Below are 17165 nucleotides of genomic sequence, written 5' to 3' on the forward strand. Positions count from 1 at the left end.
CCGGCGTGCCACATCTCTTCGGTGGCGAGGTCGAACTTCTGGCTGATCTCGAGGCTCGTCTCGAAAGGGCAGGGGTCTATTCGAAAAGCGCCATTGCCGAGACCCGGGGCGGTGCCTGGGCACTTGCCCGCCGTGGAGGGGGCGTGATCCCGGAATGCGGGTTGCTCTCTCGGCTCGGCCCGATGCCGGTGAGTGCGCTGCGGATTTACCCGGCATCTGTCGCAGTATGTCGGCGGCTTCGTCATCACCCAGGGAAGGTTGGACGAGCTCTGCCCGATCGAGAACGCCGCGATGGAGGATCGCACCGTCATCGAATGGGACAAGGACGATATCGACGCGCTTGGCCTCTTGAAGGTGGATATCCTCGCCCTTGGCATGCTGACCGCGATCCGTAAGGCATTCGGCCTGATCGACGATCACCGGCAGCAGTATCTGACGCTGGCGAACATCCCGCCCGAGGATGGTCGGGTCTACGACATGCTCTGCAAGGCAGATGCGATCGGTGTGTTCCAGGTCGAAAGCCGCGCGCAGCTGAATTTCCTGCCCCGGATGAAGCCCCGCAAATTCTACGACCTGGTCTGTGAGGTGGCTATCGTCCGGCCCGGGCCGATCCAGGGTGGCATGGTCCATCCATTCATCAATCGCCGGCAGGGCAGGGAGAAGGTCGAGGATCTCGGCCCCGCCATGACGGAGGTGCTGGGTCGCACCTATGGCGTGCCCCTCTTCCAGGAACAGGCGATGCAGATCGCGGTTGTAGCTGCAGGCTTCACGCCCTCCGAGGCTGACCGGCTGCGCCGATCACTCGCCACCTTCAAGCGCATGGGCACCATCGGCGGTTTCCAGGATCGCTTCGTCGGCGGTATGCTGGAGCGTGGCTATGATGCAGACTTCGCAGCGCGTTGCTTTGCTCAGATCGCGGGCTTTGGCTCCTATGGCTTCCCCGAAAGTCACGCGGCGAGTTTTGCCGGGCTGGTCTATGTTTCGGCCTGGCTGAAACGCCATCATCAGGCGATCTTCACCTGCGCGCTGCTGAATGCGCAACCGATGGGGTTCTACGCGCCCGCGCAACTGGTGCGCGATGCCCGCGATCACGGGGTCGAGGTGCGGCCAGTCTCGGTCAATGACTCGATCTGGGATTGTACGATCGAGCCCCGGGCTGATGGTTCGCACGCTCTGCGGCTTGGCTTCCGGCAAGTGAAGGGAATGCGCGAGGAGGATGCTGTCTGGATCAAGGCCGCACGCGGTAATGGCTACACGGATGTCGAGAGTGTATGGTGCCGCGCAGGGCTCAGGCCAGATGCTTTGGGCCGCCTTGCCGAAGCCGATGGCTTCGCAGGCCTCGGTCTCTCGCGGCGGGACGCGCTTTGGCAGGCCAAGTCATTGAAGGCGCCGAAGCCCTTGCCACTCTTCGGTATCGACGGGGAGGGCGAGCATGAGCCGTTGGTCGAGCTCCCCCGGATGACCCTAGGCCAGGAGGTCATCGAGGACTATCTGGCGCTGCGCTTGTCACTCCGTGCCCATCCGATGGAGATCCTGCGCCCGAACCTGCCAGAATGTCTGCCGGCGGAGCGCCTGGCAGCGTCAAACGGACGGGTGCTGCTGACCGGGCTGGTCATCACCCGGCAGCGCCCCGGCAGCGCCTCCGGCGTGGTCTTTCTCACGCTCGAAGACGAGACCGGCACCGCAAATGTGGTGGTCTGGAAGAGGGTCTATGAGGCGTTCCGCGCCGCCGTGGTCGCCGGGCGGCTTCTGCGGGTGAAGGGGCGGATCGAGCGCGACGGACAGGTCACCCATCTGATCGCGGAAGCTATCGAGGATCTGTCAGCGCGCCTCTCCACCATCGGGTATCAGCTGCGGATTGGGGCCGAGACCGAGAGGGCAGGGGAGACCGTCAGGCCGACCCGGGCAGCGGGCAGGGCGCGTAGTTTACTCCGGGCGGTTCAAAATGGCTGCAATTTCACGTGTGCCACTGACCTGCTCGATATTGAACGTTCCAGAGACGGAACCTCCGCCAATGAAATCAGCTGAAAAATTCCCGCTGAGCGCGAGACTGGTCCCGTCGTCCCTGACCGAGACACCAGTCATTTCAATCATGATATCGCGCGCCCTTTGTTCCTGACCGCGACCACCAGTCGCTGGTCGGAAACGCAGGCTTCTACCGCGATCCAGCAACGACAGGTCGTTCAGACCGAGCTGGAATTCCAACGCCACCTCGGCGGCCGGGCTTCGCGGGTCGGGGTTTTCGCTGGCGTCGATACTCACGAATATAGCGCCGGGGCCAAGCCCAGCGAGATCCGGTGCAATCCAGCTGGCGCTGTGGATCTCGCGGCCAGCCATACTCTCAAGAAAGGCTGCCGCGTCCGGGGTGGTGCCAACAGGGGCTTCCCGCGCGACAATGGTGCGGGAAAAGGTCACAAGGCCGAGGGCATCAGCATCATCAATGCTGATCTCGACGAAGCCGGTGATATGATCCCCCGGCATGCCCAGGCCCTCGGCTTGGGCAAATACAGGGGCGGTCGACGCGCCGAGAAACCCGGCGAACAGGATCGCGCGCAAAAGGCGGTGTTTGATCATTTACTGAGCCTCCATCATGACCCGGCGCTTCATGTTCAGACCGCCGCCCGCCCATTCCATCCCGCCGATCAGGGCGACGCTGTCGGGCGTCGTGTTCCAGACCATCAGCCGATAGGTAAAGGTCAACGGCACGCCGTCCGAAACTGTGTGTCCGCTGCCGATTAGGCGCGGCAAGCGGTTCACATCACAGCCAACAATCCCTGCCAGTTCATCTATGCTGACCTCGCCATCATCACCGCGCCAATCCGGCTCATCCGGGCCGACATAGCGGAAATTCACCGAAGGGCCGCCGCTTGCGTCCTGCAAGACCAGATCCTCGCCCATCAGCACGAAATTCACCGCATGGGATGAGTGATGCGAGGCACTTACGGATCGGACACCGTCGGTCAAGGTGCCGGGAAAGACCGAAAGCCGGTAATTTCCGACCAGATCCTCCAGCGGCGGCGAGGCGTCACATTCTGATGGGAACAGCTCGATTACATCGGCGCGCAGCGGTGCCCCAAACAGTGGCAGACCAATCAGAGCGGCAATCATCACGTGGCGCATCGTCAATCCTGCCCGCTCAAGGGCGTGTCGAAACTGCCGCTGATTTCATGGCAATCGTCAGGATCGGCCTCCTCGCCCGGCACATCGCTGCGGCAAAGCTGGCCGGTGAAGGTCGCACTGACATGCCCGGTTTCGCCATCAAAATAGAAACTGTCGAAGCGGAATGTCACATTGCTGCGGGTGTCGGGGCTCATTTCCCAGAGCGGCGGGGTGCTGCGGTTGGGATAATAGCTGACCGAGGAGCTTTGCCATATCACAGAGGCGGCGCCATCCTGCGGATGCTCGTCATAGTAGTGCGTCAGGTGTAGCGACCCGGCCTCGCGCCCGTCCACGATATGGGCGCCCGTGATCTGCAATACCCTGGCAGCGGGCAGACCCGGCGTGCCGCCGATGTCCCCGACCGTCGCCGTAGACATGGTTTTGCCGTCCCGCTCGGTGGCCATGGTATCGAAGCTCAGATCCTCGCCCTGAAAGCTGGCGCGGATCTCGCCGATGTGTTCGAAATCCTGCGCGAAGGCGGGGGCGGCGATCAGGGCCAGCAGGGCGGCGGGCAGAAATCTGTTCATGAAGGTCATCCGTTCAAGGGGCGGCCAGAAGGCCGTCAAAGGTCAGATTAATTTGGCGGAGGGCCGCCATATCGATGGTTCTGCCGTGATCGGTGGTCTGGCCCAATGGGCCAGAAAGGTTGCCGGACAAACAAACCATCCAGAACCGCCGCTTGAAGCATCAGCGTCAAGCAGCATAACCTGAAACCGATGAGCCCAAGCCACCCGCTACAGAACTAGGCCGCCTGTTCCAAATCATTCGATGACGGACAGAGTAGCTTAAATTCGGCAAGATCTTGTCCAAGAGATGGGGTGTAGCTCATCAACTCCGGATCCTGAGCGGTGTCACTCGCCACAATTTATCCGCAAGCTGGCATCCCCAATGATGCGCCAGCCAACTTCGTCGACAAGAGTGATGTGCGGTACTGATATGAACTCTCCTGAAGTCTCAACGGTGAACGGTTCTGACACATGCTGTCCCGCCTGCAATTGTCGATCCGAAGAGTCAAATGGTCCTTCTGATCCTATACTGATGGTCATTGAGTTTCCGGTGGAAGATAACTCAAAGTAGAAATTCTCACCGTCAGGTGCCGTCCCGGGGCCCATGATTTCGATATCCTCGAAGTTGTCCTCAAGAAAGATGCCACAAACGGTCGTCGTAAACTCATATGTACCGACGGGCGATTCAAGCACGCCTGTTTTACCGGGAGGTAAATCATCCAGTATCGGCGTTTCAGCAAAAACACTGCCAGCGACATGTAGCCCGATAAAGACAGTCAGAATTACAAGGCCAGGCGAAGGCGCGTTACGCATGTTTGGTTTGATGCCTCCAGTTGGCGCTTCTGTTCGCCGATTTCATGGATAGGACCAGCCATCATGTTCGACCCGGAAAATGCGTAAGGGCGCGTTCTGGCGCGTTGTGTCCGGACGGATATAGTAAACAACGCGTTGATTTCGGCCAAAGTTGGTGAAATCGACGTTGATGGTGATCATGCCGCGCAGCATGGGGGTGTCGGGATCAGGTGTCGGCTCTCCGATTGTGCCGTTGAAATCCTGCGCGCCGTAAATCGGATGTGCGCCGATCCGACCTGACGCAAACAGGGCCACGATATCGCTGGTAAAATAATGATTTGCCACGTCAGTGTCCAACACACTGGGCAGATTGCTGTTCTCGGACTGAAACTGACGTTCGTAGAGTTCACGCACCAGATCCACGGCCTGCGCGACCGGATCGAGCCCCGCTTGCGCGGTATAGGGTTCATGCTCGGGTTGCGGCGATGTTTCCGCAGCGGGTGCATATGTCTCGACTCCATCTGGGGTGATGAAGCGCTGCGCCACCCATCCGGCCTTGCTCATTGTCGCATCGCGCATCAGACACCAGCGCGCTGGCAAGGCTTCGATCTGGGCCTGGCTCATGCGGTGGTAATATTCTGCCGTGTAGAAAGGCACACAGGTCACCTGCTGCAATCCCCGCTCATTGTGACCAAAACTGTCGATCACCGGATAGCTCGTACCCGGCCCCATGCGGGCATTCAGGTGATCATTGGCCGAAACCCCGGTGACGCGCCAGGCGTCAGGGCCATGGCCGTCGATTTCAGCTACAGCAGTTACGGCTGTAAGTGTCAAAAGAACCGATGCGACGAAGACGGTTGAACGGGCCTCTGGGGTTGTCATGGCTGTACCTCGATGATTGATCGGCCAAGCACTTTTCTGTCAGTCAGGTCAAGAAAGCGCAGTTCATAGGTTCCGGGGCTGTCCGGCAGGGTCAGGTCAAGACTATTGCCTTCCACAGAACTCGTAGCGCTGATCCAGCTGAAGTCGGCCTGATCGGCGCGCGCCAGCGCCACGCGCTGATCGCGGCCGTCCTGGCTGGCGGTCCAGGTGACGGTGATTGTCTCGCCCGGTTTGGCGGTGGCGGGTGCCACAAGCCCCGCCCCATCGTCCAGCGCCGCATCTGCGGCCAGCACCTCAAACGGATGGCGCGCCATGACCCGGTTATCGATATCCAGGTGATAGCGGATTTCGTAAGCGCCCGGCTCTGTCGGCGCAGTCATCTTGACCTGCGTTGCGCTGTCGATCCGGCGATAATCGCCATATTCGCCCTCCGCAGTCCCGACCGGCACGATGGTGACATAGTCGCGCGGGTGGATCGCGCCGGTCCAGCTGATGGTCAAATCGCTGCTGGCCCGTAGACGATCCGGGCCGCTGACGGTGACGTTCCCCTCGACCACCTCGATCGGAGTGCGGGCCAGAACACGGCCAATCTGCTCCATCTGCAACCGAACCTCATAGAGGCCGGGCTCGGCGGGGGCGCGCAGACGACCCTCGGTCTGGCCTTCCATGCGGTTATAATCGGTATAGGCGCCGTCCTCGGCGCCCATCGGCACGATGGTGACATAATCGCGCGGATGCAGACCATCAGCCTCCCAGGTCACGGTGAAGGCCGATCCGACCGCAACCTGCGCGGGCGCGGAAACGCTCACCTCGACATCGACCACCTCGATCGAAGTGCGGGCCAGAACACGGCCAATCTGCTCCATCTGCAACCGAACCTCATAGAGGCCGGGCTCGGCGGGCGCGCGCAGACGACCCTCGGTCTGGCCTTCCATGCGGTCATAATCGGTATAGGCGCCATCCTCGGCGCCCATCGGCACGATGGTGACATAATCGCGCGGATGCAGACCATCAGCTTCCCAGGTCACGGTGAAGGCCGATCCGACCGCAACCTGCGCCGGGGCCGAAACAGTGACGGCGGCGTCAATCACCTCGACCGCGGTTGTCGCAAGCACCAACGAACCGCGCCCCTCGGTCTGAAGCCGCACCTCGTAAAGGCCCGGCTCGGCCGGGGCGCGCAGGCGGCCCTCGGACCGGCCTTCGAGGCGGTCGTAATTGGTATAGACGCCGGCCTCGGCGCCCGCAGGCACGATGGTGACATAGTCGCGCGGGTTCACATCGCCCTCGATGGTCCATGACACCGGGACAGCCGCGCCGACCACCACCTGCGCCGGGGCGCTCACGGTGACCGTGGGCAAGGGCGCCGCGGGCGTCTCGAACACCATGACATGGGTCAGGGCCTCACCCGCCGCCAGATCGAGATCCACGCTTTGCGCGCGTTCCAGAGCGGTATGATGGCCGGTGATGGTCCAGCCGCCGGGGCGAACCTCCATCACGCCGGGATTGCCGTCGAATTCAAAGCTGTCGCCGTCGCGGCTGAACTCCCAGGTGAATGGCGTGTCGATCAGCGGGCCGTCGGCGCTGTCCATCACCGCGCGCAGGGTCAGTTCGGCCAGCGCAGGTGCTGCGGGCGGGAACATCACATGCAGATTGCGCGGGCCTTCAGGGCCGAATGTGCCTTCGGTCTGGACCGGCTGGTCCCAGGCATGGGCGGTGACCGTCACCACATAATCACCAAAGGGCAGATCGAGCGTCAGCGGGTTGCCGGTGGCCTCGCTCACGAAGCTGAACTCATTGTCCGAGATCTGCCAAAACACCTCGCCCGCGACCAGCGGGGCGGAAGGCGGCTCATTCGGCCAGAAGAACACAGGCTCTGACCCCATCCGCTCGGGGCTTTGATGGGCGGTGAAGGTGAAGGGGCCAGCGGTCGGCGCGGCGACCTGTTCCAGCGCCGCAGTCAGCTCTGCGGCATTGTCGGCGGTGAGGAAGCGGCCGCCGGTCTCTTCGGCGATGCATTGCATTTGCATCAGCGCCTCGGCCTCGCCCTTGACGTCAAAGCCGATGACATGGGCGGTGAAATCAACGCCTGCTTCATTCAGCGCGCGGGCGGCGGCGCAGGGGTCGGGGTTGCAGGTCTCGATCCCGTCCGAGATCAGGATCACGGTCGCCGCCTGTTCGGTATGGCGCAGCGCCTGCGCGGCGGCGATCACGGCATCAGTCATCGGCGTCATGCCGCGCGGGTTCAGCCCGTCGACAATCCGGGCAATCTCCGCCCCGGTGCCGGGGGCGGGGTCTATCATCGTCTGGATGTCGGAACATTGCCCGCGCTCGCGGTGGCCATAGGTGACAAGGCCAAGGTTCAGATCCGCCGGGAAGGTGCCGACAAAATCGCGCACCACATCACGCGCGATGGTGATCTTGTTCACCCCGTCGATCTGCCCCCACATTGAGCCGGAGGCATCGAGGACGAGGATGGTGTTTGGGCGCTCTTGCGCCATCGCGGGCAGCGCCAACCCGAGGGCGAGCGTGGCGGCGGTCAGCCAGGATTTCATTGGGGGGCTCCTTTCGGTGCGCGGGCAAAACGGGTGCTGACACGCTCTTTCAATTTGCGGAAATGCGAGGAGATCTGTTCAAGCCGGGCATCCCATTCCGGGTCCGGGGTCTGCCCATCGGTGGCCTTGACCCAGACCTGCAACAGGCAGGCCACCGCAAAGGGCTCAAGGAAAGCGGCCTTCACGCTCCAGGCGAACAGCAGCGCAAAGACGAAACCGCCCGCAGACCAGGCGCCGGGCATGGCATAGACCAGAGCGGCTGCGGGCGCGAGCATGACTAGGAACACCACCGCCGCCAGCCCATAGGTGAACAGCGTCAGCCAGGCGGCGTTTTTCAGCATGACCTTCCAGTTCTGGCCATAAAGCACCAGCGCCTCACGCGCCGAACCCCAGGCATCGGTCGATCCGGTGCGGATCGCATGGGCGAGGATGATTTCATCCACAAAGCCGACCGCCACCCGCAAAAACGCCTGCACCACGCCCATCAACTGTTTGACATAGGGAATGGGCAGGATACCGAGGATCCCACGCACAATGCCGGTGACGGCGCGGATCACGCCCTTGACCAGTTGATCCAGCGCGAAAAGCAGCGAGGCCTGACCGAAACGCTCTTTCACGACTGTGGTGGCATGGGCGATCTGGCCGCGCCCTTCGGGCAGGGACTTACCGCCCATCAACTCGACCATGACGGCGATATGCCCGGCCTTGACGATATAAAGGATATATTCGCGCACCCAATACATCACCGCCCCGGTGATGCCGAAACCGATCATCCCGCCCCAGGCCATGCTCTGGGCGCGGAAATCATCGTCGCCAAAGGCACCGACGCCCCAGCCGATCCCGATCCCGGTGCCGGTTGCCAGCATATAGGCCAGCGTGATCCCGAAATAGACGCCGGCGCGCAGAGCCACAAAGGGCAGCGTGCGCATCATCAGGCCGATGGCCTGGCTGATACTGAAATCCCACATCCGGAAAATTGCTCCTACCCATTCGAATTGTGGCACCCTAACGGGCTTTCCGCGTCCCCGCCCCGTTCGTTCAGAGGGGGAAAAGTCGGAAAAGCTGTGGCAGTATGGACCTCAGGGGCTATTCTGCCCCGGTCTAATGGCAATTTTTCAGCGGAAACCCTCTTGTTCACCCATCGCATCATCGCCGCCACTCTGCTGATCCTGCCCTTTTCCGCCGCATCGCAGGCCCAAGACATCTACTATGAGCTTGATGGCGGGGTGGTTTCGGGCGAGCTCTATGCCGATGCGATCATGGAACTGCCGGTGCATGAGCTGTCCACCAGCACTGCTGTGACCGAAGGCATCCAGCATTTCGAGGGCCACCTGATGCGCGATGTGCTGGCCCTGTTGCGGCGGGAGGAGGGAGAGGTGGTCACCCTCGGCGCGCTGAATGGCTATGAGATCGACATCCCGATGCGGGATTTCCACCGCTTTGACGTCATCCTTGCCTGGCGCATGAACGGCCAGACCCTGCATCCGCGCGACAAGGGGCCATACTGGATCGTCTATCCACGCGACCAGCATCAGGAATTGCAGGATATCCGTTATGACATCCGCTGGATCTGGCAGTTGAACCGGATCGAGATCCGTTGACCAGGCGCCCGCGCCAACTGCTCGGGGTTGTCCTGCCGCTTTTGACAATCGCCGTCTTTGCGACGGTGCTGGCGTTTTCCTACCGGCAGCTTACGGTTGCGCAAAGCACGCTGCGGATCGAGATCACCCAGAATATGCTCTGGGTAATCTCCCGCGCCGAAGCCGCGCATCTGCGGTTGGCCGAGGCCACGGCCCATGCCGGCATGGGCGACAGGGCCGATCTGCACGAGAAGCTTGATATCTGGTTCAGCACGGCGCGGATCCTATTGGATGAGCCGCAGCGTTCGCGGATGCTGCATCTGGGGCTTGATGAAACACTGGTAGCGCTGGAGGACGCAGGACCACAGCTTGAGGCCGATATCGCCCAGCTGCTGCGGGGCGATGTTACGGCAAAAGATCGGCTGCAAGAGGTTCTCCAGCCACTGACGCGCCAGCTCGGGCGGGCGGCGAACCGGGCGATGGTGGCGGAATGGAACGATATCGGCGCCCAGTTGGACGAGACCGCCAGCCGGATGCGCCAGATCGGTTTCTCGCTCGGGGTGATTGCGCTGGCCGGCGCGGTGCTGATCCTGACGCTGGTGCTGACCGCCCGGTCCTCGAACCGCCGGGCCGCGCAATTGCAGGCCGAGCGGGCGTTTTCGCAACTGTTGGTCAGCGCCGGGGATCGCGGCGTGGTGGCTTTTGATGCGGCCGGGAAATGTTCCCTGTGGAATGAGGTGATGGAAAAGCTGCTCGGCATCCGCGCGGGTGATGCTCTTGCGCGGGTGCCGGACGAAATCAGCGGTCTTTTCGCCACCGAACATGTCGGGGCGCTGCTTTCCGACATCATGGGCGGGCGGGCGCGCGTGTCGCTGGATCAGCCGGTGTTCGGGCCGGATGGCGGCCCGCCCGCCTATGTCGACCTGATGGGCTTTCCGCTGCGGTCTGAGGATCAGGTGATCGGCGCGGTGCTGATCGCTTCCGATGTGACCGAACGCCACGATGCACAGCGTGAACTGGCCCGGCACCGCGACCATCTCGAGGCCGAGGTCACGCGCCGCACAGAAGAGCTGGACGCGGCCCTGACCCGCGAACGCGCCTCGCTTGAAATCTACCGCAACTTTGCAGCCATGGTCTCGCATCAGTTCCGCACGCCGCTGGCGGTGATCGATTCCGGTCTGCAACGCCTGATCCGGCGCGGCACCAGCGCCGATCCGGCTGAGATCAGCGAACGCGCCACCCGCGCCCGCGGTGCGGTGGCGCAACTGGTGCGGCTGGTGGAAAGTATCCTTGATGCCGCGCGCCTTGACGCGGGCCAGATGACCAACGATGCGCTCCAGCTCGATATTTCGGAGCTTGTGCAGGGCATTGTCGCACGTGAGGGCCAAAGCCTCTCTCCGGTCCAGATCGAAACCGGGGCCACGCCCGCCAATGTCACCGGAGATGCCACCCAGATCGAGCATATCCTGCTCAACCTTCTGACCAACGCCCGCAAGTATACCGGGGCGGGCCTGCCGATCCGCGTCACCATTCGCGCGCAGGACGGGCAAGTGCAGATCAAGGTCACAAACCGGGGCCGGATCGTCGCCAATGACCGGCCGCATGTCTTTGATCGCTACTATCGCGGCGGCGGGGTCGAGGGGATCGGCGGCATCGGCCTTGGCCTCTACATGGCGCGCAGCCTTGCGCGGATACAAGGCGGTGATCTGGCCTTGCTGGATCCGCCCGAGGATGAAGGCGCGGATGCGGTGGTCTTTGCGCTGACCCTGCCCGCAACCGACCCGGAAAGGAGCCACAATGCGAGGATCTGACGGTAAAGGGTTGATCCTTTGCATCGACGATGAGGTCGACCTGCTGCGTGATCTGGCCGAGGAACTGCGCGAGGCGGGCTATGGCGTGATCGAGGCCAGCACCGGGGCCGAGGCTCTGGATCAGCTCGAGCAGGTGCAGCCGGATCTGATCCTGTGCGATATCTCGATGCCGGGGATGGATGGCCATGAGTTGCTGCAAGCGGTGAAGGCTGCGGGCGGTAGCAATTCGGCGGCACCCTTTGTCTTCCTGACCGCGCTGGCGGAACGGGAACAGATCATCGAGGGCAAGCGCCTTGGTGCCGATGACTATCTGGTCAAACCGATCGACTATGACCTGATGCTGGCCACGGTCGAGACCCGCCTGCGCCAGATCCGCCTCTGGCCCAGGCAGACGGCGATCCCCCTGCCATGGGCTGCTTCGGACCGGCCCGAGGCGCTGGCGGTTCTTGATCTGCTGGCGGTCGGCGTCATCCTGACCGATGCCGCGCGCCGGGTCCATTTCGTGAATGCGGTGGCCAGAGGCATCCTGCAAGATACGGGCGCGCTCATCACCGAAGGGGCGCTCAGCGCCGCCGACGACAGCGAAAACCGCAAGCTCGGATCATGGCTGCAGCAGATCGCGCAGGAGGGGTCGGACAGCGGCGCCAGCCCGCTCGCCCTGCCCTGCCCGGACGGTGCGCGGAGCCTCTCTCTGCTCGGAGTACCGTTTCAGGCGAATGGACACGCGGCCCGGATCGCGATCTTTCTCGGCGACCGCCAGAAGCCGCCGCTGCCGCGCGCCGAGACGCTTTCCGCGCTCTATGGCCTGACCCCGACCGAGGCCCGGATTGCGCTGCTTCTCGCCAGTGGGGACAAACCGGCGGCCATTGCGACCGCCCTCGGCGTCTCTGCAACCACCGTCGCCTTCCATCTGCGCAACATATTCGAGAAGACGGGTGCAGACCGGCAGGCGACGCTGGTCGGTATCCTCTTCGCTTGCCCGGCGATATCGGAAGCGTCATCGCTTCCTGTTGCCGAGGTCAATCGAACAGACCGCTGCGGCACCGAGTGAACGTCCGGACGTTTGCTCAATGTTTTCCTGCTCCTTCAAGCAGTTTCAGAAAAGCCTGCCTCACAACTTGCGGTAGCGCAAAATATGCCTTTAGAAGTCGAGCCCGTTCGCCTCTGCGCTGTGTGGATTCCGAGTCTGACAGCGACGCACAATCATCTTTGGACGTAGGCGGATTCAAAAGTGCAGGAGCGTCCATATCAAATAGCATCGCAATCTTGGCTAGACGTCTGGCGGAAAGGCTGTTTCGTCCTGCCTCGTATTTTTGCAGCTGCTGATAGCTGATGCCGCTCCCGGCCGCGACCTCAGGGAGTGACAGGCGGCGGCTGGTTCGCAGTTCCTTCAGTCTACGACCGAGGCGTTTGTCAAAGTTGTCGAATTCGTCGCCCGACTCGGCCTATCCTATACCGAACAGAAGCGAATGCTGCGGTGCGCCCCCGCAAACCATCCTTGTCACCCTGGTGATCGGGGAGGAAAACCGAACCTGTCCGGTCCCTATGATGGGGTGGACGCTCCCTCCCTCCCGCATTTCTATGTCGGGATCGAGCAGCACCAACTAGAGGATGGACCCGGCATGCCCACAGTGTGTACCATAGGCCTTGATATCGCAAAGAACGTATTTCAACTTCACGGAGCTGATGCGGCAGGCGGGGTAGTTTTCCGCAAGCAGCTTCGTCGCAGTAAGGTTCTCGATTTCTTCTCAACATGCCCTCCCTGCCTGGTCGCCTTGGAAGCATGCGGCGGCGCCCACTATTGGGCGCGTGAAATTACCCGGTTCGGTCATGATGTGCGGTTGATCCCGCCGGCCTATGTCAAACCTTTCGTCAAACGGCAGAAGACTGATGCGGCCGACGCCGAGGCAATCTGCGAGGCCGTTCAGCGGCCGACCATGCGGTTTGTGGCCATCAAGAGCGAGGCAGCGCAGGCCAGCGGGGTGGTGTTTCGCGCCCGAGATCTCCTCGTCCGGCAGAGGATCCAGATTATCAACGCATTGCGCGGACATTTGAGCGAGTTTGGGATTGTAGCACCAGAGGGGCCAGCCTATTTGGGGCGGCTTATCGAACAACTGGTGGACCCTGAAAGCGCAGTCCCTGATGCGGCGCGCGCGGTGCTGGCGATCATGGTGGACACGCTGCGTCTGCTGGAAGAGAAGATCGCCCTTTTCGATAAGGAGATCGTTCGGCGTGCTCGGGAAGACGAAGAGGCCCGACGGCTGACGACCATTCCGGGGGTCGGGCCAATTACTGCGACTGCCTTGGTCGCCCTTGCCCCCGCCGTCTCGCAATTTCGCCGAGGGCGTGACTTCGCCGCCTGGCTGGGTTTGACACCCAAGGAGCATTCGAGTGGGGGTAAGCAGCGATTTGGCGCCACATCGAAGATGGGCGAGCGAACGTTGCGCCGGTTGCTCATTATGGGTGCCTCGGCAGTTGTACAGCACTTCGGTCGACGTAAGCCGCCGACCGGCAGTTGGCTGGCGCAGATGCTATCGCGGAAACCGCGAATGCTCGTGATCGTCGCGTTGGCCAACAAGATGGCGCGTATCGTCTGGGCGATGATGGCGACTGGCAGTAACTACAGAACTTCGGCGGGAGCGGCATAGCCGACAACCGCTTCGAAGACGCAAAGAAGGTCGACGGATAGTATGGCGAAATAGTCAGAGAGACGGGATCGGAAAGCCCGGTAAAGGTCGAGCGTCTCGAGCGCGCCCCTGTGTTTTGGCTCCGATCCGCGAATCCCATACGGGCCCGCGGTCTGTTCGACCGCATGAAGAGGCCGGACAGATGACTGCACCCAACGACTATGATCGCCGAATTACTCGAAGATTTTCCTTGCGTTCTAGGGAGCGTCCACAGATGACCTTTAGCACCGGAGCGCCTGGACATACGTCACAGGCTCCCCGACCGCATGGTCAAGGAATCGGCGCCGTTTCGGCCGACGTCAATACCGACGGGTTCAGGGGTTTCCACGCCCCAGGGACGACGCGTGGCGTCCCTGAAAGGAGTGTATCGGTTTCAGGGGGTTGGGAGCAAGATGGCGCGTTGGCCACTTAGACGGGGGGCCGGTCAGGCTCCTGTGCCTTTGGTGGCCGGGGCTTCTGGTGCATCAGCGCCGTCCGTCTCACGCAGCCTTCGACCTGCAAGATTCCAGTTGTGCCTGGGCTCATCCCAGTTTTGCGTCGAGGTAAGCTGTTGGTCCACGTAGTCGCGGAACTCTTGTTCACCGACCCGGAGCTGGAATGAGTAGAGCCGATTGACGATTTCGCGCATCAATTCGCCCATCTCGTCATCGCTGATCCTGGAGACCTCCGACCATGGGAACTCCCGGCCGTTGGCATCGGTCACGATCACATCGGAATAGTCCCCGGTATGGCTGACGACGCCGGGACCCGCATGCAGGGTTTCAAGACAGGTATTGCGAACACAGATCAGCGCCATGGCCTTGGACATGACAGAGGCAATCTTGCGCTCAAGGTCGGTGGGCATGGCTTCCTCCTCTCGCAATGCGAGCGAGGGCCTGTCGTGCCCCGCCCTGTTGATCAGATCGCGAAATCTTCCAGCGATTTTCCTGTGGCCAGAGCCTCGCCGATCCAGCCCGGTTTGCGTCCGCGCCCGGACCAGGTCAGGTCCGGGTTTTCGGGATGGCGATACTTCGCGACCGAAGGAGAGCGCTTCCGGGTTGTTGCGGCTTCCGCGAGATCCTCGAAAGAATAGCCGAGTTCACGGGCCAGCTCGTCCACCTTAGCGCGCGCCTCAGCCTTGCGACGATCCTCAAAGGAGGAGATGGCCTTGGCCACCGATTTTTCTAATTGCTTCAGTTCGCTCAGCGAAAATGCATCGAGGTTGATTTCGGTCATCAAAGTCCCCTTTGTTCTGCAACATTGATAGGGCAGGGCGCGGTGACAGGCAATTCCCCAATGGGGGACATGGCCAGACATGGCTGTGTGGTCTAATGCTGCCGCATGAGCAGAAGAAGAGAGCCCCGGCCATTCACGCGTACCATTGCGCGACGATCAGCATCTGGACTTCGCAGACCAGGGGGCAGGCGCCACTGGTCTTTCCAAAGTCTGGCCGTTGTTGGTTGCGTGTTGTTGTTTGGCTTTATGGCGGTGGAGCGCTTTCCCGAGCATCTCGGGGCGCTGCCGGAATTGACCGCCATTCGTGTGGTTGAAGGTCCGGTCAGCCATATTCGCGACGGCGATACGATTGAGGTGGCGGGCACGCCTGTCCGGTTAGGATCCCTTGACTGTGCCGAGCGCCGAACAGTGCGAGGCGATGCGGCTACCAGACGGATGCGGGAGCTGGTTGCCGGGCAGCCCCTCACCTGCGCCCTAAATGGTCGCACCAGCTATGATCGCAGCATCGGGCGCTGCACCTTGCCCGACGGTCGCGATCTTGCCGCACAGATGATCCGGGAAGGGGTGTGCGGCCGCTACTGGTGACGGCCGTCCTCTCACATTGAGAGTGAGAGCGCGGCTGGTTTTGCCCGTGACGGGGCAGGGCTGGAGGAGAGGCCTCCGGCGGCCCGTCGCGGAGTGACTGTCATGAACACTATGCAAATTCTGGAACCCGCGCGCCCGGCGCGCGGCGGCTACAAGGTGGATGTCAGCCGGGGAGAGCGCAACGGCCGGGTGTCGTCCGAATGGTTCAACCGGCCCGACGACGAGCGCTATCTTTCGCTCGATGACCTCTGGGCTTCGGTCAAGGCGCGCTCGGAGCGCAGCACCTCCCGCATCGTCGAGACGGCCAAGATCCAGGTTGAAGCCAGCCGCGACAATGCCGAACGGCTGCAACTGATCCTGCCGAAGGCCGATGCGCCGTTGGCGCCGACCCATTGGGCGTTTGGTCAACTTGCCAGCCTGGTCGGTGCGCCGGCCTCCTATCTGCGGCAGTTGCCCGCACCTCTGGCCGGGATCAACCTGCAGTATGGTCTCTCGGGCCATCGGGCCGAGCAGATCAAGACGTTCGAGACCGAAGACGGCAGGACGGAGCTACGCGCGGTGACCGGTCCGGATTATGGCCGGATCTATGACCATGAGCTGGTCCAGGCCGTGCAGCGCATCGCGGGCAATGGCACCGGTGATACCCGTTGGAAGGTGCCGGGCACGCTCGACTGGTCGACCGGGGTCTATAACCCAGATGTGGACATCACCCGCGACACGACCACGCTCTATGCCTCGGACCGCGATGTGTTCCTCTTCCTCGTGGACGATCACAATCCGATCGAGGCAGGCAAGCTGCCCGACGGCTCGCCGGATCTCTACTTCCGCGGTTTCTACTGCTGGAACTCGGAGGTCGGTGCCAAGACCCTTGGGATTGCGAGCTTCTACCTGCGCGCAGTCTGCCAGAACCGAAACATCTGGGGGCAGGAGGAATTCCAGGAGATCACCATCCGCCACTCGAAATACGCTGCCTCACGGTTTGCGCATGAGGCAGCCCCGGCGCTTACGCGCTTTGCCAATTCCTCGCCCTCGGGGTTCATCAACGGGATCAAGGCGGCCCGCCAGCAGATTGTGGCCCGGACGGATGAGGACCGGGAAACCTTCCTGCGCAAGCGCGGTTTCTCGAAGCTCGAGGCGGGCAAGATCATCGACAAGGTTCTGGTGGAGGAGGGCCACCCGGCAGAGAGCATCTTTGACTTTGTTCAGGGGATCACGCGCCTCGCGCGGGACAAGACCCAGCAGGACACCCGCCTCGAGCTGGAGGGCAAGGCCAAGAAGCTGTTGGAACGCGCGGGCTGAAGCGAGTCGCACCTTCACAGCGCGGATCATCGCGCGGTGACCCGGCTACAGGTCTTGGGTCGCCGCCTCCTTTTCCATTCTCGACCCAAGCGCCTGC

16 protein-coding genes and 2 pseudogenes are annotated in these 17165 nt (G+C 62.2%); 8 read left to right on the forward strand and 10 right to left on the reverse strand.

Annotated features, from left to right (window positions below; genetic code table 11):
• Nucleotides 1-201: 201 nt before the first annotated feature.
• Nucleotides 202-2028, forward strand: a pseudogene (locus JC607_RS20170) (OB-fold nucleic acid binding domain-containing protein); the annotation flags it as partial.
• On the opposite strand, the gene JC607_RS20175 reads toward JC607_RS20170, so the two are convergent.
• Genes JC607_RS20175 through JC607_RS20185 form a run of 3 tightly spaced genes read right to left on the reverse strand, consistent with a single transcriptional unit; the run spans nt 1927 to nt 3686 of the window.
• Nucleotides 1927-2574, reverse strand: a complete 648-nt coding sequence (locus tag JC607_RS20175; protein ID WP_198838631.1) for a hypothetical protein — start codon at nt 2572-2574, stop codon at nt 1927-1929. The pseudogene JC607_RS20170 and the gene JC607_RS20175 sit on opposite strands and share 102 nt — an antisense overlap.
• A complete protein-coding gene (locus JC607_RS20180) occupies nt 2575-3120 on the reverse strand; it encodes a hypothetical protein (protein ID WP_198838632.1) in 546 nt (181 codons plus the stop codon). It abuts the gene before it with no gap.
• Nucleotides 3121-3122: 2 nt separating this feature from the next.
• Entirely contained in the window at nt 3123-3686 is a 564-nt protein-coding gene (locus tag JC607_RS20185; RefSeq protein ID WP_198838633.1) for a hypothetical protein, read from the reverse strand.
• Here JC607_RS20185 and JC607_RS20190 point away from each other — a divergent pair.
• A complete protein-coding gene (locus JC607_RS20190; RefSeq protein WP_198838634.1) occupies nt 3685-3870 on the forward strand; it encodes a hypothetical protein in 186 nt (61 codons plus the stop codon). The two genes, JC607_RS20185 and JC607_RS20190, sit on opposite strands and share 2 nt — an antisense overlap.
• A gap of 140 nt (nt 3871-4010) precedes the next feature.
• Here the strand turns inward: JC607_RS20190 and JC607_RS20195 are convergent, their stop codons facing one another.
• Genes JC607_RS20195 through JC607_RS20210 form a run of 4 tightly spaced genes read right to left on the reverse strand, consistent with a single transcriptional unit; the run spans nt 4011 to nt 8859 of the window.
• On the reverse strand, nt 4011-4478 hold the full coding sequence (locus tag JC607_RS20195; RefSeq protein ID WP_148292723.1) for a hypothetical protein: 468 nt from the start codon (nt 4476-4478) through the stop codon (nt 4011-4013).
• Between the two features lie 42 nt (nt 4479-4520).
• Nucleotides 4521-5339 carry a hypothetical protein gene (locus tag JC607_RS20200; protein WP_020952708.1) on the reverse strand — a complete coding sequence of 273 codons (819 nt, stop codon included), beginning with the start codon at nt 5337-5339 and terminating at the stop codon, nt 4521-4523.
• On the reverse strand, nt 5336-7891 hold the full coding sequence (locus tag JC607_RS20205) for a VWA domain-containing protein (RefSeq protein ID WP_198838635.1): 2556 nt from the start codon (nt 7889-7891) through the stop codon (nt 5336-5338). The genes JC607_RS20200 and JC607_RS20205 overlap by 4 nt, the downstream gene beginning before the upstream one ends.
• The gene (locus tag JC607_RS20210) at nt 7888-8859 is read right to left on the reverse strand and encodes a hypothetical protein (RefSeq protein ID WP_198838636.1); all 972 of its coding nucleotides are present in this window, start codon (nt 8857-8859) and stop codon (nt 7888-7890) included. Before JC607_RS20210 ends, JC607_RS20205 begins: the two co-directional genes overlap by 4 nt.
• 162 nt (nt 8860-9021) lie before the next feature.
• Here JC607_RS20210 and JC607_RS20215 point away from each other — a divergent pair, with 162 nt between their 5' ends.
• The 3 genes from JC607_RS20215 to JC607_RS20225 are packed head-to-tail and all read left to right on the forward strand — an operon-like array spanning nt 9022 to nt 12333.
• Complete coding sequence (locus tag JC607_RS20215; RefSeq protein WP_198838637.1) at nt 9022-9492, forward strand: molybdopterin-dependent oxidoreductase; 471 nt, start codon at nt 9022-9024, stop codon at nt 9490-9492.
• The gene (locus tag JC607_RS20220) at nt 9489-11282 is read left to right on the forward strand and encodes an ATP-binding protein (RefSeq protein WP_198838638.1); all 1794 of its coding nucleotides are present in this window, start codon (nt 9489-9491) and stop codon (nt 11280-11282) included. Before JC607_RS20215 ends, JC607_RS20220 begins: the two co-directional genes overlap by 4 nt.
• Complete coding sequence (locus tag JC607_RS20225; RefSeq protein ID WP_198838639.1) at nt 11269-12333, forward strand: response regulator; 1065 nt, start codon at nt 11269-11271, stop codon at nt 12331-12333. The genes JC607_RS20220 and JC607_RS20225 overlap by 14 nt, the downstream gene beginning before the upstream one ends.
• Nucleotides 12334-12349: 16 nt before the next feature.
• Here the strand turns inward: JC607_RS20225 and JC607_RS26180 are convergent.
• A pseudogene (locus JC607_RS26180) lies at nt 12350-12679 on the reverse strand (helix-turn-helix domain-containing protein); the annotation flags it as partial.
• 225 nt (nt 12680-12904) lie between these two features.
• On the opposite strand from JC607_RS26180, the gene JC607_RS20235 reads away from it, so the two are divergent.
• Nucleotides 12905-13930 carry an IS110 family transposase gene (locus JC607_RS20235; protein ID WP_198838640.1) on the forward strand — a complete coding sequence of 342 codons (1026 nt, stop codon included), beginning with the start codon at nt 12905-12907 and terminating at the stop codon, nt 13928-13930.
• A 463-nt stretch (nt 13931-14393) separates the two neighbouring features.
• Here JC607_RS20235 and JC607_RS20240 read toward each other — a convergent pair whose 3' ends face one another.
• The gene (locus JC607_RS20240; protein WP_198838641.1) at nt 14394-14813 is read right to left on the reverse strand and encodes a hypothetical protein; all 420 of its coding nucleotides are present in this window, start codon (nt 14811-14813) and stop codon (nt 14394-14396) included.
• Between the two features lie 53 nt (nt 14814-14866).
• Entirely contained in the window at nt 14867-15184 is a 318-nt protein-coding gene (locus JC607_RS20245) for an H-NS family nucleoid-associated regulatory protein (protein ID WP_198838642.1), read from the reverse strand.
• A gap of 228 nt (nt 15185-15412) precedes the next feature.
• On the opposite strand from JC607_RS20245, the gene JC607_RS20250 reads away from it, so the two are divergent.
• Both JC607_RS20250 and JC607_RS20255 read left to right on the forward strand, forming a co-directional pair.
• Nucleotides 15413-15769: a thermonuclease family protein gene (locus tag JC607_RS20250; protein ID WP_198838643.1), complete on the forward strand. Its 357-nt coding sequence runs from the start codon at nt 15413-15415 to the stop codon at nt 15767-15769.
• Nucleotides 15770-15871: 102 nt separating this feature from the next.
• Nucleotides 15872-17068, forward strand: a complete 1197-nt coding sequence (locus JC607_RS20255; RefSeq protein ID WP_198838644.1) for a DUF932 domain-containing protein — start codon at nt 15872-15874, stop codon at nt 17066-17068.
• Nucleotides 17069-17165: the final 97 nt, after the last annotated feature.

Origin of the sequence: Paracoccus sp. IB05, from assembly GCF_016405985.1 — a bacterium.
In the GTDB taxonomy this organism is placed as follows: domain Bacteria; phylum Pseudomonadota; class Alphaproteobacteria; order Rhodobacterales; family Rhodobacteraceae; genus Pseudogemmobacter.